We start from the raw sequence: 16,700 nt of genomic DNA on the forward strand, positions 1-16,700 counted from the left end.
CCCATGGGCTTGTTATCACGGCCGTTATGACCCTGTCCGCCTGTTCTGTCGGCCCGGACTATAAGGCGCCGTCCGTTACCGCTTCGCAGCACTATGACGTGCAGGCGGAACAGCGCGTTTCGTTCAACCAGAAGGTGAGCGTCGACTGGTGGTCGACCTTTCATTCCCACACGCTGGACCGCGTCATGCGCCGGGCGATTGCCGGCAACCTTGAGCTGACGGCGGCGGACGCAACGTTGCGCCAGGCGGCCGCGTCGGTGGCGGCGGCGGAAGGTGCGCTGTTCCCGCAGGTGGATTTCGCTGCGCAAGCGGGCCGCCAGCGTGTGCATAACGCCGCCCGGCCCGCGGTGACGAACTTCTACGGCGTCGGCCCGCAGGTCAGCTTCGACCTCGACGTATTTGGCGGTAACCAGCGCCGGGTCGAGCAACAGCAGGCGTTTGCCGATCTCCAGCAACACCGCTTCGAAGCGGCCTACCTGACGCTGACGGGCGACGTCGCCAGCCAGGCGTTGTTGATGGCCTCGGCCACTGCGCAGATGGAAGCGGTGCAGACCTTGCTCGCCACCGACGCAAAAAACCTCGAACTGGTGCGTGCCGCGCAACACAGCGGCGCGGCGACGCAGCTCGATATTTCCCTGGCCGAAACGCGGCTGGCGCAGGACCGCACGCTGTTGCCGCCACTGGCCCAGCAGCGCGATGCGGCGCGGCATGCGCTGTCGATCCTGGCCGGCAAGGGGCCGGCGGATTGGCGTGCGCCGGACTTCAACCTGGCTGAATTTGCCTCGGCCACCATGCTGCCCATCAGCCTGCCGTCCGAGCTGGCCCACGACCGCCCGGACGTGCAGCAAGCCGAAGCCGAACTGCACGCCGCCAGTGCGGCGGTCGGCGTGGCCACCGCCAATCTCTACCCCCATGTGGAACTGTCCGCCTCCCTGGCCCAGGCCGCGTCGGGCAACGGAGGTGCAGCACTCTGGGGCTTCGCCGCCGGGTTGGCGGGCCCGATCTTCGACGGCGGCACCCTCAAGGCCGAGCGCCAGGTGGCGGTGGAGGGCTACAACGCCGCGCTCGCCCACTATCAGCAGACCGTCATCCAGTCCTTCGGCCAGGTCGCAGACACCTTGCAGGCGATCAACCACGACGCCGAGGAATACCAGGCGCAGACCGCTGCGCTACAGGCCGCCGACAACAGTTTGCGCCTGAACCAGCACGCCTATGGAGCAGGGGAGAACGGCTTGCTGCAAGTGCTGGAGGCACAACGCGCCTATGAGCAGGCCCTGCTCGGGCAGATCCGGGCGAGCACCGCCCGACACCTCGACACCGTGCGCCTGTTCGTGGCGCTCGGCGGTCGCTCGGTCAACGATTTCAAACGCTAGTGGAGTAAAAAAATGAGCTATTACGATGCCCTTCGCGATACCCGTTTTCCTTTGCAGCATGGCGCGGGCGCGATGCCGGCGGTGGGGTTTGGCACGCTGTTCAGGGACCTGACGGCTACCACCCAGGCCGTCACGGAAGCGTTGGAGGCGGGCTTTCGGCATTTCGATTGCGCCGAGCGGTATGGCAACGAGGCGCAGGTGGGGGCGGCGCTTCACGACGCGATGACGGCCGGTAAAGTCCGGCGTGAGGAACTGTTCATCACCACCAAGCTGTGGAACAACAACCATCGGCCCGAGCGGGTGGTGCCGGCGTTCGAGGCCAGTTGCCGCAGGCTTCGGGTGGATGTGATCGACTGCTACATGATCCATACGCCGTTTGCGTTTCTGCCGGGTGACGAGCTGCATCCACGGGACGCGTTTGGGCATGTGCTGTATGACTCGGGTGTGACGCTGATCGAGACGTGGCGGGTGCTTGAGCGGTTGGTGGATGAGGGGCGCTGCAAGTCCATCGGGTTATCGGACATCACCCTGGATACGTTGCGGGAGCTGGTGGCGGTGGCGCGGATAAAACCGGCGGTGGTGCAGGTTGAGTCACATCCTTATCTGCCGGAGTGGGAGTTGCTGGAGTTCTGCAAACAGCACGGGATTGTGGTGCTGGCGTTTGCGCCGCTGGGGCATGGGATGAGGCCGCGGGTGCTGGATGAGCCGGTGATTACCACGATTGCGCGGCGGGTGCAGAAGACGCCGGCTCAGGTTGCGCTGGCGTGGTCGGTGCAGCGTGGGGTGGCGTTTTTGACGTCCTCGGTGACGCCGGCACGGATTCAGGAGGATGCGGATATTTCCACATTGCCTCAGGCGGCGATGCGTGAGATCGAGAAGGACATCACGACCCGGGTGCGTTTTAATCCGGTGATGGATACCGGGGTGTTGGGGTTTATTTCGCGGGAGAAGTTTTGAGTTCAATCGGGGGGGGAGGGGGGGCATATCCGTTATTTAGGTAACGGCCGCTTATGGTTTCGCTCTTACAGCGAGTCACTTTGGAAAAGCCCCAAAGTAACCAAAGGGCTCTGCCCCGCCTGTCGGCACCTCGCCCAGGCTCGGTGTTCCCTCACTCCGGCATTGCTCCGCGGGCCGCCGCGACGGGGCGTCCCTGCCCCGTCGCGGCTAAACCGGCGTCCTGCCGGTTTACCCGCTCCTCAATCCCTGCGTTCGGCCTCGGGCTTATTGGGGCAGTCAGAGCCAGATCAAGATCAAAAGCAAGAGCACAGCGGCCTACAGGCCGGCTTGAGTGGTAGAAGCCAAATCAAAAGCGAAAGCCAAATCTGAAACTGCTGCGGCTCTGCTTTTCTGTGGGAGCTGGCTTGCCTGCGATGCAGACAACTCGGTCTCTCAGGTACACCGAGGCGATGCTATCGCAGGCAAGCCAGCTCCTACAGTTGGACCGTGCCCGCTTTAGATTTTGATTTTGCTTTTGCCTTTGCTTCACACCACTCAAGCCGGCCTGTAGGCCGCTGTGCTGTTGATCTGCTTTTGATCTTGATCTTAGGCGCCCCGTTAAACCACGCTGGCCGAACGCAGGCTTTGGAGCGTGGGTAACCCGGCAGGACGCCGGGTTAGCCGCGCTGGGCCAAGGATGGCCCATCGCGGCGGCCCACGGTCCAAAGCCGGAGTGAGGGCACACCGAGCATTAGCGAGGTGCCGAGTGGTGGGGCAAGAGCCTTTTGGTTACTTTTGGGCTCTTTTCAAAAGTGACCCGCTGTAAGAGCGGAACCAATACCAGCCATAACCGAAGAAACGGATATGCCCCCAATCACCCACCCTTACCCAACAACGCCCGAGCAAACTCATCAGACGCAATAAAGTCCATGGCCTTGCGCAACTCGCAAGCCGCCTCAGCACCAAACACCTCATCAAACCTCACCGCCATTTGCCGAGACACCACCCGCGCTTCCTCGTACTTGTGCTGCCCCGCGTCGGTCAACAGCACCCGCCGGCTGCGACGATCCAGCTCGTCCACCTGCAACACCACCAACCCGTCCCGCACCAGCGGCTTGAGCGTATGCCCCAGGGCCGAAAGGTCCATCACCAACGAATGCGCCAGGTCGCGCATTTTGGGCGCGTCACCCTGGGCGATGTGGTTCATCAGCGAATACTGGGTAGCCTTCAGGCCAAACGGCACAAACGCTTCGTCATAGATCTGCGCCATGCGACGGGACGCGCGACGCACGGCTCCGTTGGAACAGGTGCTGGGGCTATTCAGGGTGGGCGGTGCGCATTTCACAGGCGGGTCACTCGCTACAGGCCAAGGGTTAACCGAACGTTAATCCGGCAAGATGAATATTGACACATGTAGCAACAAATTAGTTGCGTATGCCTCTAAACGCTATATCGTGGCATATGCCTCTATTTTGACCGGATGTCAGTGCAGTTGGCCCGGATCACAGACGGGCGGGGCAGGAGGGAAGCGCTGTTTGGTACCTCCTTCAGTCATCAACTTCCTGTCTGGATCAGACCTATGCTCAACCTTGTGCGCATCGCATTGCGGCGCCCCTATACCTTCCTGGTATTGGCTATTTTCATTCTGATTGTGGGCCCGCTCGCGGCCTGGCGTACCCCGACCGACATCTTCCCCGAAATTCGCATCCCCGTGATTGCCGTGATCTGGCAGTACACCGGCTTGCCTCCGGACCAGATGGCCGGCCGTATCACGTCACCCTTCGAGCGGGTGCTGACCACCACGGTCAACGACATCCGTCATATCGAAGCGCAGTCGTTGAACGGCTTCGGCATCGTCAAGGTGTACTTCCAGCCGGGGGTCAATATCAGTACGGCCAACGCGCAGGTGACCTCGGTGTCCCAGGCCATCCTGCGCCAACTGCCGCCCGGCACCACACCGCCGCTGGTGCTCAATTACAGCGCCTCGACGGTGCCGATCGTGCAACTGGCCTTGTCCGGCAAAGGGCTCACCGAGCAGCGGCTGGGCGATCTGGGCCTCAACACCGTGCGCCTGATGCTGACCACGGTGCCCGGTGCAGCGCTGCCGTACCCGTTCGGCGGCAAGACGCGCCAGGTGCAGATCGACCTCGATTCGGCGCGGATGCAGGCGCGGGGCCTCTCGGCGCAGGACGTGGCCAACGCCCTGGCCACCCAGAACCTGATTACCCCGGTGGGCACGCAAAAGATCGGCAGCTATGAGTTCAACCTGCAACTGAACAACTCGCCGACGGATTTCCACGACCTGGAAAACCTGCCGATCAAGACCGCCGACGGCACCACCGTATTAATTCGTGACGTGGCCACGGTGCGGGACGGCAACCCGCCGCAGACCAACATCGTGCACGTCAACGGCAACCGTTCCGTGTTGCTGCCGGTGCTCAAGACCGGTTCGGCCTCGACCCTCGGGGTGATCGCCGGCATCAAGGACAAACTGGCCGACAACAAGGGCGCCTTGCCGCCCAACCTGAATATCGACCTGATCGGCGACCAGTCGCTGTTCGTGCGTTCGGCCATCAGCGGTGTGGCCCGTGAAGGGGTGATTGCAGCGGCACTGACCAGCCTGATGATCCTGTTGTTCCTCGGCAGTTGGCGCTCGACGGTGATCATCGCCACGTCGATTCCGCTGGCGATTCTGTCGTCGATTGCCACGCTGTCGGCGCTCGGTGAAACCCTCAACATCATGACCCTCGGCGGCCTGGCACTGGCCGTGGGGATCCTGGTGGACGACGCCACGGTGACCATCGAAAACATCAACTGGCACCTGGAGCAGGGCAAGCCGGTGGAGACGGCGATCCTCGACGGTGCGTCGCAGATTGTCACGCCGGCGTTCGTCTCCTTGCTGTGTATCTGCATCGTGTTTGTGCCGATGTTTTTCCTGGAAGGCGTGGCGCGTTTCCTGTTTGTGCCGATGGCGGAAGCGGTGATCTTCGCGATGATCGCCTCGTTCATCCTGTCGCGCACCCTGGTGCCGACCCTCGCCAATTACCTGCTCAAACCGCATGAACACCATGCGGACGGCACGCCGGTGGTGGCGCCATCGAGCAACCCGCTGGTGAAGTTCCAGCGCGGGTTCGAGCGCCAGTTCGAGGCGTTTCGCGGGGTTTACCACGGTGCGCTGGAAAGTGCCTTGCTTCACCGCCGTATCGTGGTGATTGCGATGCTGGCGTTTGTCGCCGTGTCGTTTGCGCTGGTGCCGTTCCTGGGCCGTAACTTCTTCCCCGAGGTGGATTCCGGGCAGATCCTGCTGCATGTGCGGGCGCCGATCGGCACGCGGGTGGAGAGCAATGCGCGGCTGGTCTCGCAGATCGAGGACACCCTCCACAAGGTAATCGAGCCGCAGGAACTGGCGGCCATCGTCGACAACATCGGCCTGGCCATCAGCGGGATCAACGTCGCCTACAACAACACCGGCACCGTTGGCTCCCAGGACAGCGACATCCAGATCAGCCTGAAAGAGGGCCATCGCCCCACCGCCGACTACATGCGCGAACTGCGTGAACGACTGCCTCGTGAATTCCCGAATGCGGTGTTCTCGTTCCCGGCCTCCGACATCGTCGGGCAGATCCTCAACTTCGGTTCTTCCGCGCCGGTGGATGTGCAAATCGCCGGGAATAACCTGCCGGCCAACTTCACCTATGCCAGCACCCTGCTGCGGGACATTCGCCGGGTGCCGGGCGTGGTGGATGCGCGTATCCAGCAGTCACGGCAACTGCCCACGTTCAAGATTGATGTGGACCGCACGCAAGCGCAGTTGGTGGGCCTGAACGAACGCGATGTGACCAACAGCCTGGTGGTCAACCTGGCGGGTTCCAGCCAGGTGGCGCCGACTTTCTGGCTCAACCCGGCCAACGGCGTGTCGTACCCGATTGTGATGCAAACCCCGCAGTACGGCCTCGACACCCTGGCGGCCCTGCATAACCTGCCGTTGAGCGGCAGCGGCAGCGGCAGCGCCGGTGCAGCGTCAGACCAGACCCTGGGTGGCCTGGCCTCCATCGAGCGTACTCACAGCAACTCGGTGGTGACCCAGTCGGATATCCAGCCGGTGGTGGAAGTATTGACCGCGATCCAGGGCCGCGATCTCGGCGCGGTGGCGGCGGACATCCAGAAGATCATCGCCGCCCACGCCAGCGAGGTGCCCACCGGTTCCAAGGTGCTGTTGCAGGGCCAGGTGCAAACCATGAACGCGGCCTTCAGCGGCCTGCTGTTTGGCCTGCTCGGTGCGGTGGTGCTGATCTACCTGCTGATTGTGGTCAACTTCCAGTCCTGGGCCGACCCGTTCGTGATCATCACCGCCTTGCCGGCGGCGCTCGCGGGCATTGTGTGGATGCTGTTCGTCACCCACACGCCGCTGTCGGTGCCGGCCTTGACCGGGGCGATCATGTGCATGGGCGTGGCCACCGCCAACGCCATCCTGGTGGTGAGCTTCTGCCGCGAACGCCTCGCGGTGCACGGTGATGCGGTGCAGGCGGCCCTTGAAGCCGGCTTCACCCGTTTGCGCCCGGTATTGATGACCGCCATTTCAATGATCATCGGCATGGCGCCGATGGCCCTGAGCCTGGGGGAGGGCGGCGAACAGAACGCCCCGCTGGGCCGTGCGGTCATCGGCGGGCTGGCCTTCGCCACCATTGCCACGTTGTTCCTGGTTCCGCTGATTTTCAGTCTTGTGCACGGGCGGCGTCAGCACGCCACGCTTGCGACCACCGCCACTCAAGGGGTTTGACATGTCCATTTCCGTTTCCAATCCGGGTTCACCCCGCCGTAAATCCCGTGGTCTGCTCTGGCTGGTGCTGGGGCTGGTGGTGCTGGTCGCCGTGGTGGTATTCGGCATCGGCGTACGCGCCAGCGAATCCCGCGACCTGAAAACCTGGACCGACACCCAGGCCTTGCCCAGCGTGATCCTGATCACCCCGAGCGTGCAGCCCCAGGGCCCGGTGCTGAACCTGCCGGGACGCCTCGAGGCGTACTCCCGGGCGTCGATCTTTGCCCGGGTCAATGGCTACCTCAAGACCTGGAACGTCGACATCGGCGACCACGTGAAGGCCGGGCAACTGCTGGCCGAAATCGACACGCCGGAGCTCGATCAGCAACTGCTGCAAGCCAAGGCCGTACTGGCTTCGGCACAGGCCGACGAGTCGCTGGCACAAACCACCGCCAAGCGCTGGCAGGCGATGCTTGCGTCGGACTCGGTGTCGCGCCAGGACGTGGATGAGCGCACCGGCGACCTGACCGCCAAGCAGGCCAAAGTGGTCGCGGCCAAGGCCAATGTCGACCAGTTGATTGCCACCAAGGGCTTTCAGCGCCTGACCGCGCCGTTCGCCGGCGTGGTCACCGCGCGCTCCACCGATGTTGGGGCGTTGATCAGTGCCGGTGGCGCCACCGGCAAAGAGCTGTTCGCGGTCTCTGACGTCAGCCGCCTGCGGGTGTATGTGCAGGTGCCGCAATCGTCAGCGCCGCAGATCCAGGTGGGCACCGTGGCGCGTCTGAGCGTGCCGGAATATCGCGGCGAAACCTTCACGGCCAAGGTGATCGCCACCGCCGATGCCGTGAATGCCGCGTCCGGCAGCACCCTGGTGCAACTGCTGGTGGACAACCCCGGCAGCCGCCTGTTGCCGGGCGCCTACACCAGCGTGCAGTTCACCTTGCCGGTGCAGACCGACGTGCTGCGCCTGCCCGCCAGCGCCCTGGTGTTCGATGACAAGGGCATGCGCGTGGCGACCCTTGATGGGAACAATCATGTGCACTTCAAGACCGTGACCATTGCCCGGGACTTCGGCGACAGCGTGGAAATCGGCAGTGGCCTGGCTGCCACCGACCGGGTGATCGACACCCCGCCCGACGGCCTGGCCGACGACGATTCGGTGCAACTGGCCGCCAACACCCCAGAGGCCAAACCCCATGGCTAAGCGCACTTGCCTGGTATTGGCCGCCACCCTGGGCCTGGGCGCCTGCCACCTTGCGCCGCCGCTGGATGTGCCGGATGTGCCCGTTGCCGCGCAGTTTCACACCCAGGGCCCGTGGACCGTCGGCACGCCGAACGACCAAGCGAGCCGCGACGGTTGGTGGCACATTTACAAGGACCCGCAACTGGATGGGATGGAGCAGCAGTTGCTGCAAAACAACCCGGACTTGAGTGCGGCACTCGCTCACTATTCCCAGGCCCAGGCGTTCGTGGCCCAGGCGCAATCCGGGCTGTTTCCGAAAGTCATCGGGTCCAGTAATGCCCAGCGTATTCGCCAGTCCGACACGCGTCCGTTGCGTTCGGCCAGCCCGCCGAATGTCTACGATTCCGGGACCGTGGGCGTGGAGGTGGACTATGAAGTCGACCTGTGGGGCCGGGTGCGCGACACCGTGGCCGCCGGCACCAGCGATGCCCAGGCCGCCAAGGCCGACCTGGCTTCGGTGCGCTTGAGCTTGCAGGCGCAGTTGGCCGACAGCTACATCCGCCTGCGTGGCATCGACCGGCAAGACCAGTTGCTGCAGGAAACCAGCGATGCCTATGCCAAGGCTTTGAGCCTGACCGAAGGCTTGCACGGCGGCGGTATAGTCTCCGGGCTGGACGTGGCACGGGCGCGTACCCAACTGTCGACGGTCAAGTCGCAGCTGAGCCAGAATTTGGTGCAGCGTGCAGTGCTTGAACACTCGATAGCGGCGATGCTGGGTGAGTCCGCATCGACCTACGCGATTGCCCCCAGCGTCGCGGATATCGCCTTGCCCGGCGTGCCTACCGGTGTACCGTCTACGCTGTTGCAGCGCCGGCCGGACATTGCCGCCGCTGAACGCCGGATCGCCTCGGCCAACGCACGCATAGGCGTGGCCAAAGCCGCCTGGTTCCCGGCGGTTACCCTGAGTGCCCAGGGCGGTTTCCAGAGCGACGAGTTCGCGCATTTGCTGAGCGCGCCCAACCTGTTCTGGGCGATTGGCCCGTCGCTGGTGGGGACAATCTTTGACGGCGGCGCGCGTCAGGCCGGGGTCGACAGCGCCAAGGCGGCCACCGATGAAGCCGCGGCCAAGTACCGTGGTGTAGTGTTGACCGCGTTCGAGCAGGTGGAGAACAACCTGTCGATCATTTCGGGGCTCGACACCGCCCTGGTAGACCAACGCGACGCGGCGGCTGCCGCGCAGTACGCCGAGGACTTGTCCCTGGCGCGGTATCGCCAGGGCGGCGCGGCGTACCTGGACGTGGTGACGGCGCAAGTGGCGTCGTTGCAGGCACAGCGAACGGTGCTGGATCTACAGACTCAACAGTTAAGTGCCAACGTAGGGCTGATCAAAGCATTGGGTGGCGGCTGGAACCTGGCCCAGTTGGCCGACACCTCGCAATTGAACCCCAAGGAGTAATAAGCATGACTGATTACGTACCGCCAAAAGTCTGGACCTGGAAGACCCAAAACGGCGGCACCTTCGCCAGTATCAACCGGCCCATCGCGGGTGCGACCCACGACAAGGAATTGCCGGTAGGTCGTCATCCGTTGCAGCTGTATTCCCTGGCAACGCCCAATGGCCAAAAGGTCACGATCCTGCTGGAAGAACTGTTGGCCCTGGGGCACACGGGGGCGGAATACGATGCGTGGTTGATCAAGATCGGCGACGGTGACCAGTTCGGCAGCGGCTTTGTCGGGGTCAATCCGAACTCGAAGATTCCCGCATTGCTGGACCGCAGCGGGCCCAAGCCGATTCGGGTGTTCGAATCCGGGGCGATCCTGCAGTACCTGGCCGAGAAGTTCGGCGCGTTCTTGCCCACCGAGCCTGCGGCCCGTGCCGAGTGCCTGTCGTGGTTGTTCTGGCAGATGGGCAGCGCGCCGTACCTGGGCGGTGGTTTCGGGCATTTCTACGCCTACGCACCGACCAAGATCGAATACGCCATCGACCGTTTCGCCATGGAAACCAAGCGTCAACTGGACGTACTGGACAAGCAGTTGGCCGAGCGCGAATACATCGCTGGCGACGAGTACACCATTGCCGACATGGCGATCTGGCCGTGGTACGGCGGCCTGGTGAAAGGCCGCTTGTATGAGGGTGGAGAGTTTCTCTCGGTGCAGGATTACACGCACGTGCTGCGTTGGGCCGATGCCATCGAAGCGCGGCCTGCGGTGCAGCGTGGGCGCCGGGTCAACCGCGTTTCGGGCGAGCCGTCAGAGCAACTGCGCGAGCGTCATGACGCGTCGGACCTCGACTGACCCCAGCGCTCCCTGTGGTGAGGGAGCTTGCTCTCTCACCACAGGTGTCAGCGGCGCCGTCACGGCGCTCCCACTTGGCGATCACCAGCGGTGCCAGGGCATTGCCCAGCACATTCAACGCGGTGGTCGGCATTTCCATCAGTCGATACACCCCGGCGATAAAGGCGATGCCTTCCAGCGGCAAGCCCGCACTCGCCAGGGTCGCCGACAAGATCACGAACATGAACCCCGGCACCCCGGCCGCGCCCTTGGACGTCAGCACCATGGTCACCACCAGCAGTGCCTGGTCGCCAAGGCTCAGGTCGATGCCATACAACTGCGCCACAAACAAGGTGCCGATCCCCAGGAACAGCGACGCGCCGTCCAGGTTGAACGAATACCCCACCGGCACCACAAAGCTCACCAGCGAAGGCGGCACGCCGTAGGTTTCGAGCTTCTTCATCAGTTGCGGCATCACCGCCGCGGAGCTGGCGGTGGAGAACGCCAGGATCAGCTCATCCTTGATATGCCGCATCAACGCAAACAGGTTGATCCCGCACAGCCGCGCCACCAGATTGAGCACCACCAGCACGAAGAACGCGATGGACACGTAGCTGACCAGGATCAACTTGGCCAACGGCAACAGCGAGCTGAAACCGAAGTTGGCCACGGTGACCGCGATCATCCCGAACACGCCGATGGGCGAGTAGGCCATGATCATCGACGTCACCTTGAACATCGCCTCCGACACCCCGCGCAGCACGGCAATCACCGGGTCCTTGCGCTCGGCCGGCAAACGCGAAACCCCCAGGCCAAACATCACCGCAAAGAACAGCACCGAGAGCAAGCTGCCTTGGGCCATGGCGTTGACCACGTTGTCCGGGATGATCCCGACGATGATCTGCCCCAGGCTGTGGCCACCGCCGGCGCTGCTGGTGGGCAAGGTCATTGCACTGGCTTGCAGGCTGGACAACTCGGTGCCGGCGCCGGGCTTGAGCAGGTTGCCCATCACCAGCCCGACGATGATCGCCAGGGTGGTGATGCAGAAGAAATAGCTCAGGGACTTGACCCCGATGCGCCCCAGGGACTTGCCGTCACCGTGCCCGGCAATGCCCACCACCATGCAGGAAAACACGATGGGCACGACGATCATCTTCATCAGCTTGATAAAGATATCGCCCGCCGGTTGCAGCAGGTTTTCAATCAGCCATGGCCGGGATTCGGGGAACCGGTGCAGCAGGGCGCCGATGGCGATGCCGGCGAGCAAACCGATCAGGATCTGCCAGACCAGCGCGATGCGGGGCGTATGCATGGGAATGCCTCATTTATATCAATGATTATGAGTGTTGTTCTAGGCAGTCAAGAGCGGCCATCCGTGGCCGCCGGGTGGGGCGGGAATCCGTCAGCGCAATCGATGGCACGCTTCATTCAGGCGACGGCAACCTTCTTCAATCACGTCAAGGGAGCTGGCAAACGACAGGCGGATATACGGCGACATGCCGTACGCCGCACCACTCACCGTCGCCAGGCCGTGTTCACGCAGCAGGTGCTCGGCCAGTTGGGTGTCGCTGGTGATCCGTTCGCCGTGCCCGGTGGTTTTACCCATCAACCCGGCGACGTTGGCGAACACGTAGAACGCGCCGTCGGGTGGGGTGAAGGTCACGCCGGGAATGTCGTTCAACAAGCTCAGCATGCGTTCGCGACGTTGCTGGTACACCTCGCGCATCCCGGCGATGGGCGCCTGGTCGCCGGCGAATGCGGCCACCGCAGCGGCCTGGCTGAGGGAGCTGGGGCACGTGGTGGTTTGCGAGAGCAACTTGGCAATGGCTGCGATCAGCCAGGCCGGGCCGGCCCCGAAACCCAGGCGCCAACCGGTCATGGCGTAGCCCTTGGAGGCGCCGTTGACGATCAGCGTGCGCGCCTTCAAGTCCGGTGCGAGTCGGGTCAGCGATACATGCCGTGCCTCGTCGTAGACGAAGTGCTCGTAGATCTCGTCGGCCATGATCAACACGTGGGGATGACGGCGCAGCACGTCGGCCAGCGCGAGCAGTTCGGCCTCGTTGTACACCGCGCCGCTGGGGTTGTTCGGGCTGTTGAGGATCACCCATTTGCTGCGCGGGGTGATCGCCTGTTCGAGGGCATGCGGCGACAGCTTGAAACCCAGTGATTCGTCGCCGGGGATGATCACCGGCGTCGCGTCATTCAGCCGCGCGATGTCCGGGTACGACACCCAATACGGCGTGTGCACAATGACCTCATCGCCGCGATTCAGGGTCGCCGCCAGGGCGTGATAAATGATGTGTTTGCCACCGCAGCCGGCGACCACTTCGTCGAGGCCGTAGTCCAGCTGGTTGTCGCGTTTCAGCTTGAGGCAGATGGCCTGGCGCAGGGCGAGGGTGCCGGTGGTGGCGGTGTAGTGAGTGTCGCCGCTGTGCATTGCGGCGCTGGCGGCTTCGAGGATATGCGCCGGGGTATCGAAGTCCGGCTCGCCCACGGTGAAGTTGACGATGTCCCGGCCCTGGGCGCGCAGTTCGGTGACCAGCGCGTTGGCCGCGATGCTCGGGGAGGGCGCGATGCCCAGCACCCGGTCCGACAGAAATGCAGTGCTCATGATGATCCCCTTCAATCCGCCAGGCCGGCCTGTTTCAACACCTTGTCCATCCAGCTCTGGCGCACCGCACCGGTGGCGATTTCGGCTTTCACTTCTTCTTCATGGGCGGCGTGTTGGGCGGCCTTGCGCAGCACCTCGGCGGCGTCGGCCTGGGAGAAGGCGACCAGGCCGTCTTCGTCGCCCACCAGCAAATCCCCCGGGTTGATCAACATGCCGCCGATGGACACCGGCACATTCACCTCGCCCGGGCCGGTCTTGTAAGGGCCGCAATGCACCACGCTGCGGGCGTAGCAGGGGGTGTCCTCGAAGCTCGCGACATCCCGAATCGCCCCGTCAATCACAAACCCCACGCAGCCGCGTTGCTGGGCGTAGAGCTTGACCAGTTCGCCGATCACCGCGTTGTTGGTGTCGCCCTGGGCGTCCACCACCAGCACATGGCCCGGCTGCAGCATGCTCATGGCCTTGTAGATCAGCAGGTTGTCGCCGGGGCGGGTTTTCACCGTGAGCGCGGTGCCCACCAGCTTGCCGGTGCGGTTGTAGCGGTTCAGCCCCCGGGCGCCGATGTGCCGGCCGAGGTTGTCGCTGATGTGCGGGGTGACCACCTGGGCAAACGCTTCAAGCACCTCGGCAGAAGCCAGGGGCGGGTTGGGCAGGATGCGGGAACCGGGCAAGGACATGGCGTATCTCCGATTGATCTTGTTGGACTGTGGCTAGATCTTAGGAGCGATGAACATACAGTTTTAGCGATATTTTATTATCTGATAGGATCGCTTTTTCTCATGGGAGGTGGCCGATGATCACGTTCAAGCAAATCGACGCGTTGTACTGGATTGCCGAGTTGGGCAGTTTCGAGGCCGCGGCGAACAAGCTGAATATGTCGCAGTCGGCGATTTCCAAGCGCATCCAGGAGCTGGAAGAAACCTTCGATGTGCAGGTCTTCGACCGCAGCAAGCGCAATGCGCGGTTGACCGAAAAAGGCGCCGAGCTGCTCGACTACGGCAAGGACCTGCTGGAGCGCCGCGACTACCTGCTGGAGCGGGTCAGCGCCCGGGAAGTGCTGGTGCGCAGGTTTCGCCTGGGGGTCACCGAGCTGACCGCACTGACCTGGTTGCCCGCCCTGGTCGAAGCGCTGCGCGAGGCTTATCCCAAGGTGCAGATCGAGCCGTCGGTGGAGTTGAGCAGCGAGCTGTTTCGCAAACTGGAGAGTGATCAACTGGACCTGGTGATCGTGCCCGATGCCTACAGTGATTCGCGGTTCCTGAGTACGCCGCTGGGCAGTGTGGAGAACGCCTGGATGTGCGTGCCCGGGCTGATCCCTGACAACGACCCGGTCAGCCTCGGGGTGCTGGCGGACTACACCGTGCTGACCCAGGGCTCGCAGTCGGGCACCGGCTTGACCTACGAGCGTTGGCTGGCGGCTCACGAGGTGCAGCTGCCCCGGACCCTGACCAGCCATAACCTGCTGGTTCAGGTGGGCCTGACCCTGTCAGGCGTCGGCGTGAGCTACCTGCCCACCGCGTGCCTTTCGCACCTTGTGGAGGCGGGGGCATTGCGGGTGTTGGTCACCGAGCCGGCCTTGCCGAGCATCCGTTATGTGGCCCTGCACCGCTCGGACCGCCAGCTCGGTTTGAACCGCAACGTTGCGCAACTGGCCCGCCGATGCTGCGATTTTTCCCGGCTGTTGCTTCAGCGGTTTGTGTGAGCCGCCGCGCACTGGCTGGCCAGCTCTGCCAGGGAGGCAGTCAGGCCGAGGTGGCCATGCTTGAGGAAGGCCAGTTGATAGTTGACCGGCTCGGGCGGGGTATCCAGGAGCATTTCCTGGAGTTCGCCACGCCGGATCTCATCGCCAAACAGCCCTCGGGGTAAGCAACTGACCCCGACCCCGGCGCGGATCAACGCCACCAGCGCGAACAGGCTGTTGCTGCCATACACCCGGTTGAACTCGATCCCCGCCCGGGCAAACAACTGCTCGCAACGCTGGGTGATCCCCGAGTGCGCGCCCTGGACAATAACGGGCCACTGCGCGAGCTCCTTGAGGGACAGCGAGCGCGCATGCAACGCCAGGCCCGCCGGTGCCAACCAGGTGAATTCGACGGATTGCAAATCGATCGCCGCCATTGCCGGCGTCACGTAGTCCTGCGGGATCACCACCAGGTCCAGCTCGCCATCCAGCAACTTCCTTTGCAGCGACGCCGAAAGGTCAACATCCGGGTGCAAGGCCACCTCCGGGTGAACTGCTTTCACCCGCGCCGCAAAGTCCGAAAACCAGGTCACCGTCACCAGTTCCGTGAGCCCCATGCGCACCGTGCGCAGGGCGTGCCGCGATGCTCCGCGCAGTCCGTCAAGCCTGGCCAGGCTGTCGATCAAACCTTCACAGGCCTCCAGCAATTCGGCGCCTTTGGCACTCAAGTGCGCCTTGGGCCCCGCGGCTTCGAACAGCGGCAGGCACGCCTGTTTTTCCAGCGCCTGCAACCGCTTGGTGACCGCCGACTGGGTGAGGAACAACTGCGTGGCCGCACGCTGCAACGTGCCGAGTTTCAAGGTCCAGTAGAACGCTTCAATCTGCTTGAGGTTAATCATGCTCAAGGCCCTCCCGCTGATAGGGGTGGTGCAGGTCGCAATGGGTCCGTATCAACTCGATGACATGCCGCTGGAACGGGCTGTAGCTGTCGGCCCGGGCGAGCGCCACATAGGGTGTCGACGGCAGCGGCGGCTCGACACACAGCCGCACCAGTTGCCCGCTCGCCAGGTAGGGCGCCGCGGTGGAGTCGGGCAGGTAGGTGACGCCGAGCCCCGAGACGGTCAGGCCGACCAGCGCGGCCAGGCTGCTGCAGGGAATATGCGCCTGGGGGCTGGCGTGCCGGGTGGCGAGCCAGCGGTCTACCAGCAACCCCGAGCCTGAGAGTTTGCCCTGGGTGAGCAGGGTGTAGCGGGTCAGGTCTTCCAGGGCCAGCGGGCGCTGGTGGTCGAGCAAACCCGGGGCACAGAACCAGCTGTTGTGCACCTCATCCAGCGCAACCTTGACCAGGCCGTTCGAGCTGAAGGCATCCGGCACCACGATCACGTCCACCTGGCCCGCCATCAGCAACCCGTGCAGGCGCACGCTGAGCTCCACTTCCGGCTCGATGCGGACCTTGGGATAGTGGGTCGAAATTGCCTTGATCAGGCGCGGCAGCCAGGTCAGGGCGCTCAGTTCGGTGATGCCGATACGCAGTTTGCGGCTCAACACCTCGGGGCTGATCAGGCAACTGCTGACGATGTCGCGTTGCAGCAGCACCTGCCGGGCGTGGGTCACGACTTCGGCGGCCATCAGGGTCGGTTTGGCGTTGCGCCCGCTGCGGTCGAACAGCGGGAAACCCAGCCAGTGCTCCAGTTCCTGGATCTGCCGGGTGATCGCCGACTGCACCAGCCCCAGGCGCGTGGCAGCACCCTCGAAGGTGCCGTGATCGACCACGGCAATCAATGCTTCCAGCTGTTTGAAGGTGGCCACAGGTGTTGTCTCATCTGCTTTTGGAATATTTTTAGTTCACGGAATATCCCTATGTCTACTTAAATTTCCTCGGC

13 protein-coding genes are annotated in these 16,700 nt (G+C 63.6%); 7 read left to right on the forward strand and 6 right to left on the reverse strand.

The annotated features are described in order from the left end of the window. Positions 1-26: 26 nt before the first annotated feature. Positions 27-1,373 carry an efflux transporter outer membrane subunit gene (locus HKK54_RS20075; protein WP_237150959.1) on the forward strand — a complete coding sequence of 449 codons (1,347 nt, stop codon included), beginning with the start codon at positions 27-29 and terminating at the stop codon, positions 1,371-1,373. A 12-nt stretch (positions 1,374-1,385) separates the two neighbouring features. Next, a complete protein-coding gene (locus HKK54_RS20080; protein ID WP_169387566.1) occupies positions 1,386-2,330 on the forward strand; it encodes an aldo/keto reductase in 945 nt (314 codons plus the stop codon). 853 nt (positions 2,331-3,183) lie between these two features. Here HKK54_RS20080 and HKK54_RS20085 read toward each other — a convergent pair. After that, positions 3,184-3,600: a MarR family winged helix-turn-helix transcriptional regulator gene (locus HKK54_RS20085; protein WP_029616110.1), complete on the reverse strand. Its 417-nt coding sequence runs from the start codon at positions 3,598-3,600 to the stop codon at positions 3,184-3,186. Positions 3,601-3,888: 288 nt separating this feature from the next. Between HKK54_RS20085 and HKK54_RS20090 the strand changes: the two genes are divergently transcribed. From HKK54_RS20090 to yghU, 4 genes are read left to right on the forward strand one after another with little or no spacing between them, the layout of a single operon-like run. Then, entirely contained in the window at positions 3,889-7,089 is a 3,201-nt protein-coding gene (locus HKK54_RS20090; protein WP_169387567.1) for an efflux RND transporter permease subunit, read from the forward strand. Position 7,090: 1 nt separating this feature from the next. Further along, on the forward strand, positions 7,091-8,272 hold the full coding sequence (locus tag HKK54_RS20095; protein WP_169387568.1) for an efflux RND transporter periplasmic adaptor subunit: 1,182 nt from the start codon (positions 7,091-7,093) through the stop codon (positions 8,270-8,272). Beyond that, entirely contained in the window at positions 8,265-9,707 is a 1,443-nt protein-coding gene (locus HKK54_RS20100) for an efflux transporter outer membrane subunit (RefSeq protein ID WP_169387569.1), read from the forward strand. The genes HKK54_RS20095 and HKK54_RS20100 overlap by 8 nt, the downstream gene beginning before the upstream one ends. Before the next feature lie 5 nt (positions 9,708-9,712). Further along, complete coding sequence (gene yghU, locus HKK54_RS20105) at positions 9,713-10,546, forward strand: glutathione-dependent disulfide-bond oxidoreductase (protein WP_169387570.1); 834 nt, start codon at positions 9,713-9,715, stop codon at positions 10,544-10,546. On the opposite strand, the gene HKK54_RS20110 is transcribed toward yghU, so the two are convergent. The 3 genes from HKK54_RS20110 to HKK54_RS20120 form a co-directional block, all read right to left on the reverse strand. After that, positions 10,479-11,837: a cation:dicarboxylate symporter family transporter gene (locus tag HKK54_RS20110; RefSeq protein ID WP_169387571.1), complete on the reverse strand. Its 1,359-nt coding sequence runs from the start codon at positions 11,835-11,837 to the stop codon at positions 10,479-10,481. The genes yghU and HKK54_RS20110 overlap by 68 nt on opposite strands. Before the next feature lie 90 nt (positions 11,838-11,927). Further along, entirely contained in the window at positions 11,928-13,136 is a 1,209-nt protein-coding gene (locus HKK54_RS20115) for a pyridoxal phosphate-dependent aminotransferase (RefSeq protein ID WP_169387572.1), read from the reverse strand. Positions 13,137-13,147: 11 nt separating this feature from the next. Further along, positions 13,148-13,813 carry an RraA family protein gene (locus HKK54_RS20120; protein ID WP_010175929.1) on the reverse strand — a complete coding sequence of 222 codons (666 nt, stop codon included), beginning with the start codon at positions 13,811-13,813 and terminating at the stop codon, positions 13,148-13,150. Between the two features lie 116 nt (positions 13,814-13,929). Between HKK54_RS20120 and HKK54_RS20125 the strand changes: the two genes are divergently transcribed. Next, a complete protein-coding gene (locus tag HKK54_RS20125) occupies positions 13,930-14,838 on the forward strand; it encodes a LysR family transcriptional regulator (protein WP_010175927.1) in 909 nt (302 codons plus the stop codon). On the opposite strand, the gene HKK54_RS20130 is transcribed toward HKK54_RS20125, so the two are convergent. Then, positions 14,823-15,716 carry a LysR family transcriptional regulator gene (locus HKK54_RS20130; protein ID WP_169387573.1) on the reverse strand — a complete coding sequence of 298 codons (894 nt, stop codon included), beginning with the start codon at positions 15,714-15,716 and terminating at the stop codon, positions 14,823-14,825. The genes HKK54_RS20125 and HKK54_RS20130 overlap by 16 nt on opposite strands. Beyond that, positions 15,709-16,626: a LysR family transcriptional regulator gene (locus HKK54_RS20135; protein ID WP_169387574.1), complete on the reverse strand. Its 918-nt coding sequence runs from the start codon at positions 16,624-16,626 to the stop codon at positions 15,709-15,711. The genes HKK54_RS20130 and HKK54_RS20135 overlap by 8 nt, the downstream gene beginning before the upstream one ends. Between the last annotated feature and the right edge of the window lie 74 nt (positions 16,627-16,700).

Source organism: Pseudomonas sp. ADAK13 (assembly GCF_012935715.1).
In the GTDB taxonomy this organism is placed as follows: domain Bacteria; phylum Pseudomonadota; class Gammaproteobacteria; order Pseudomonadales; family Pseudomonadaceae; genus Aquipseudomonas.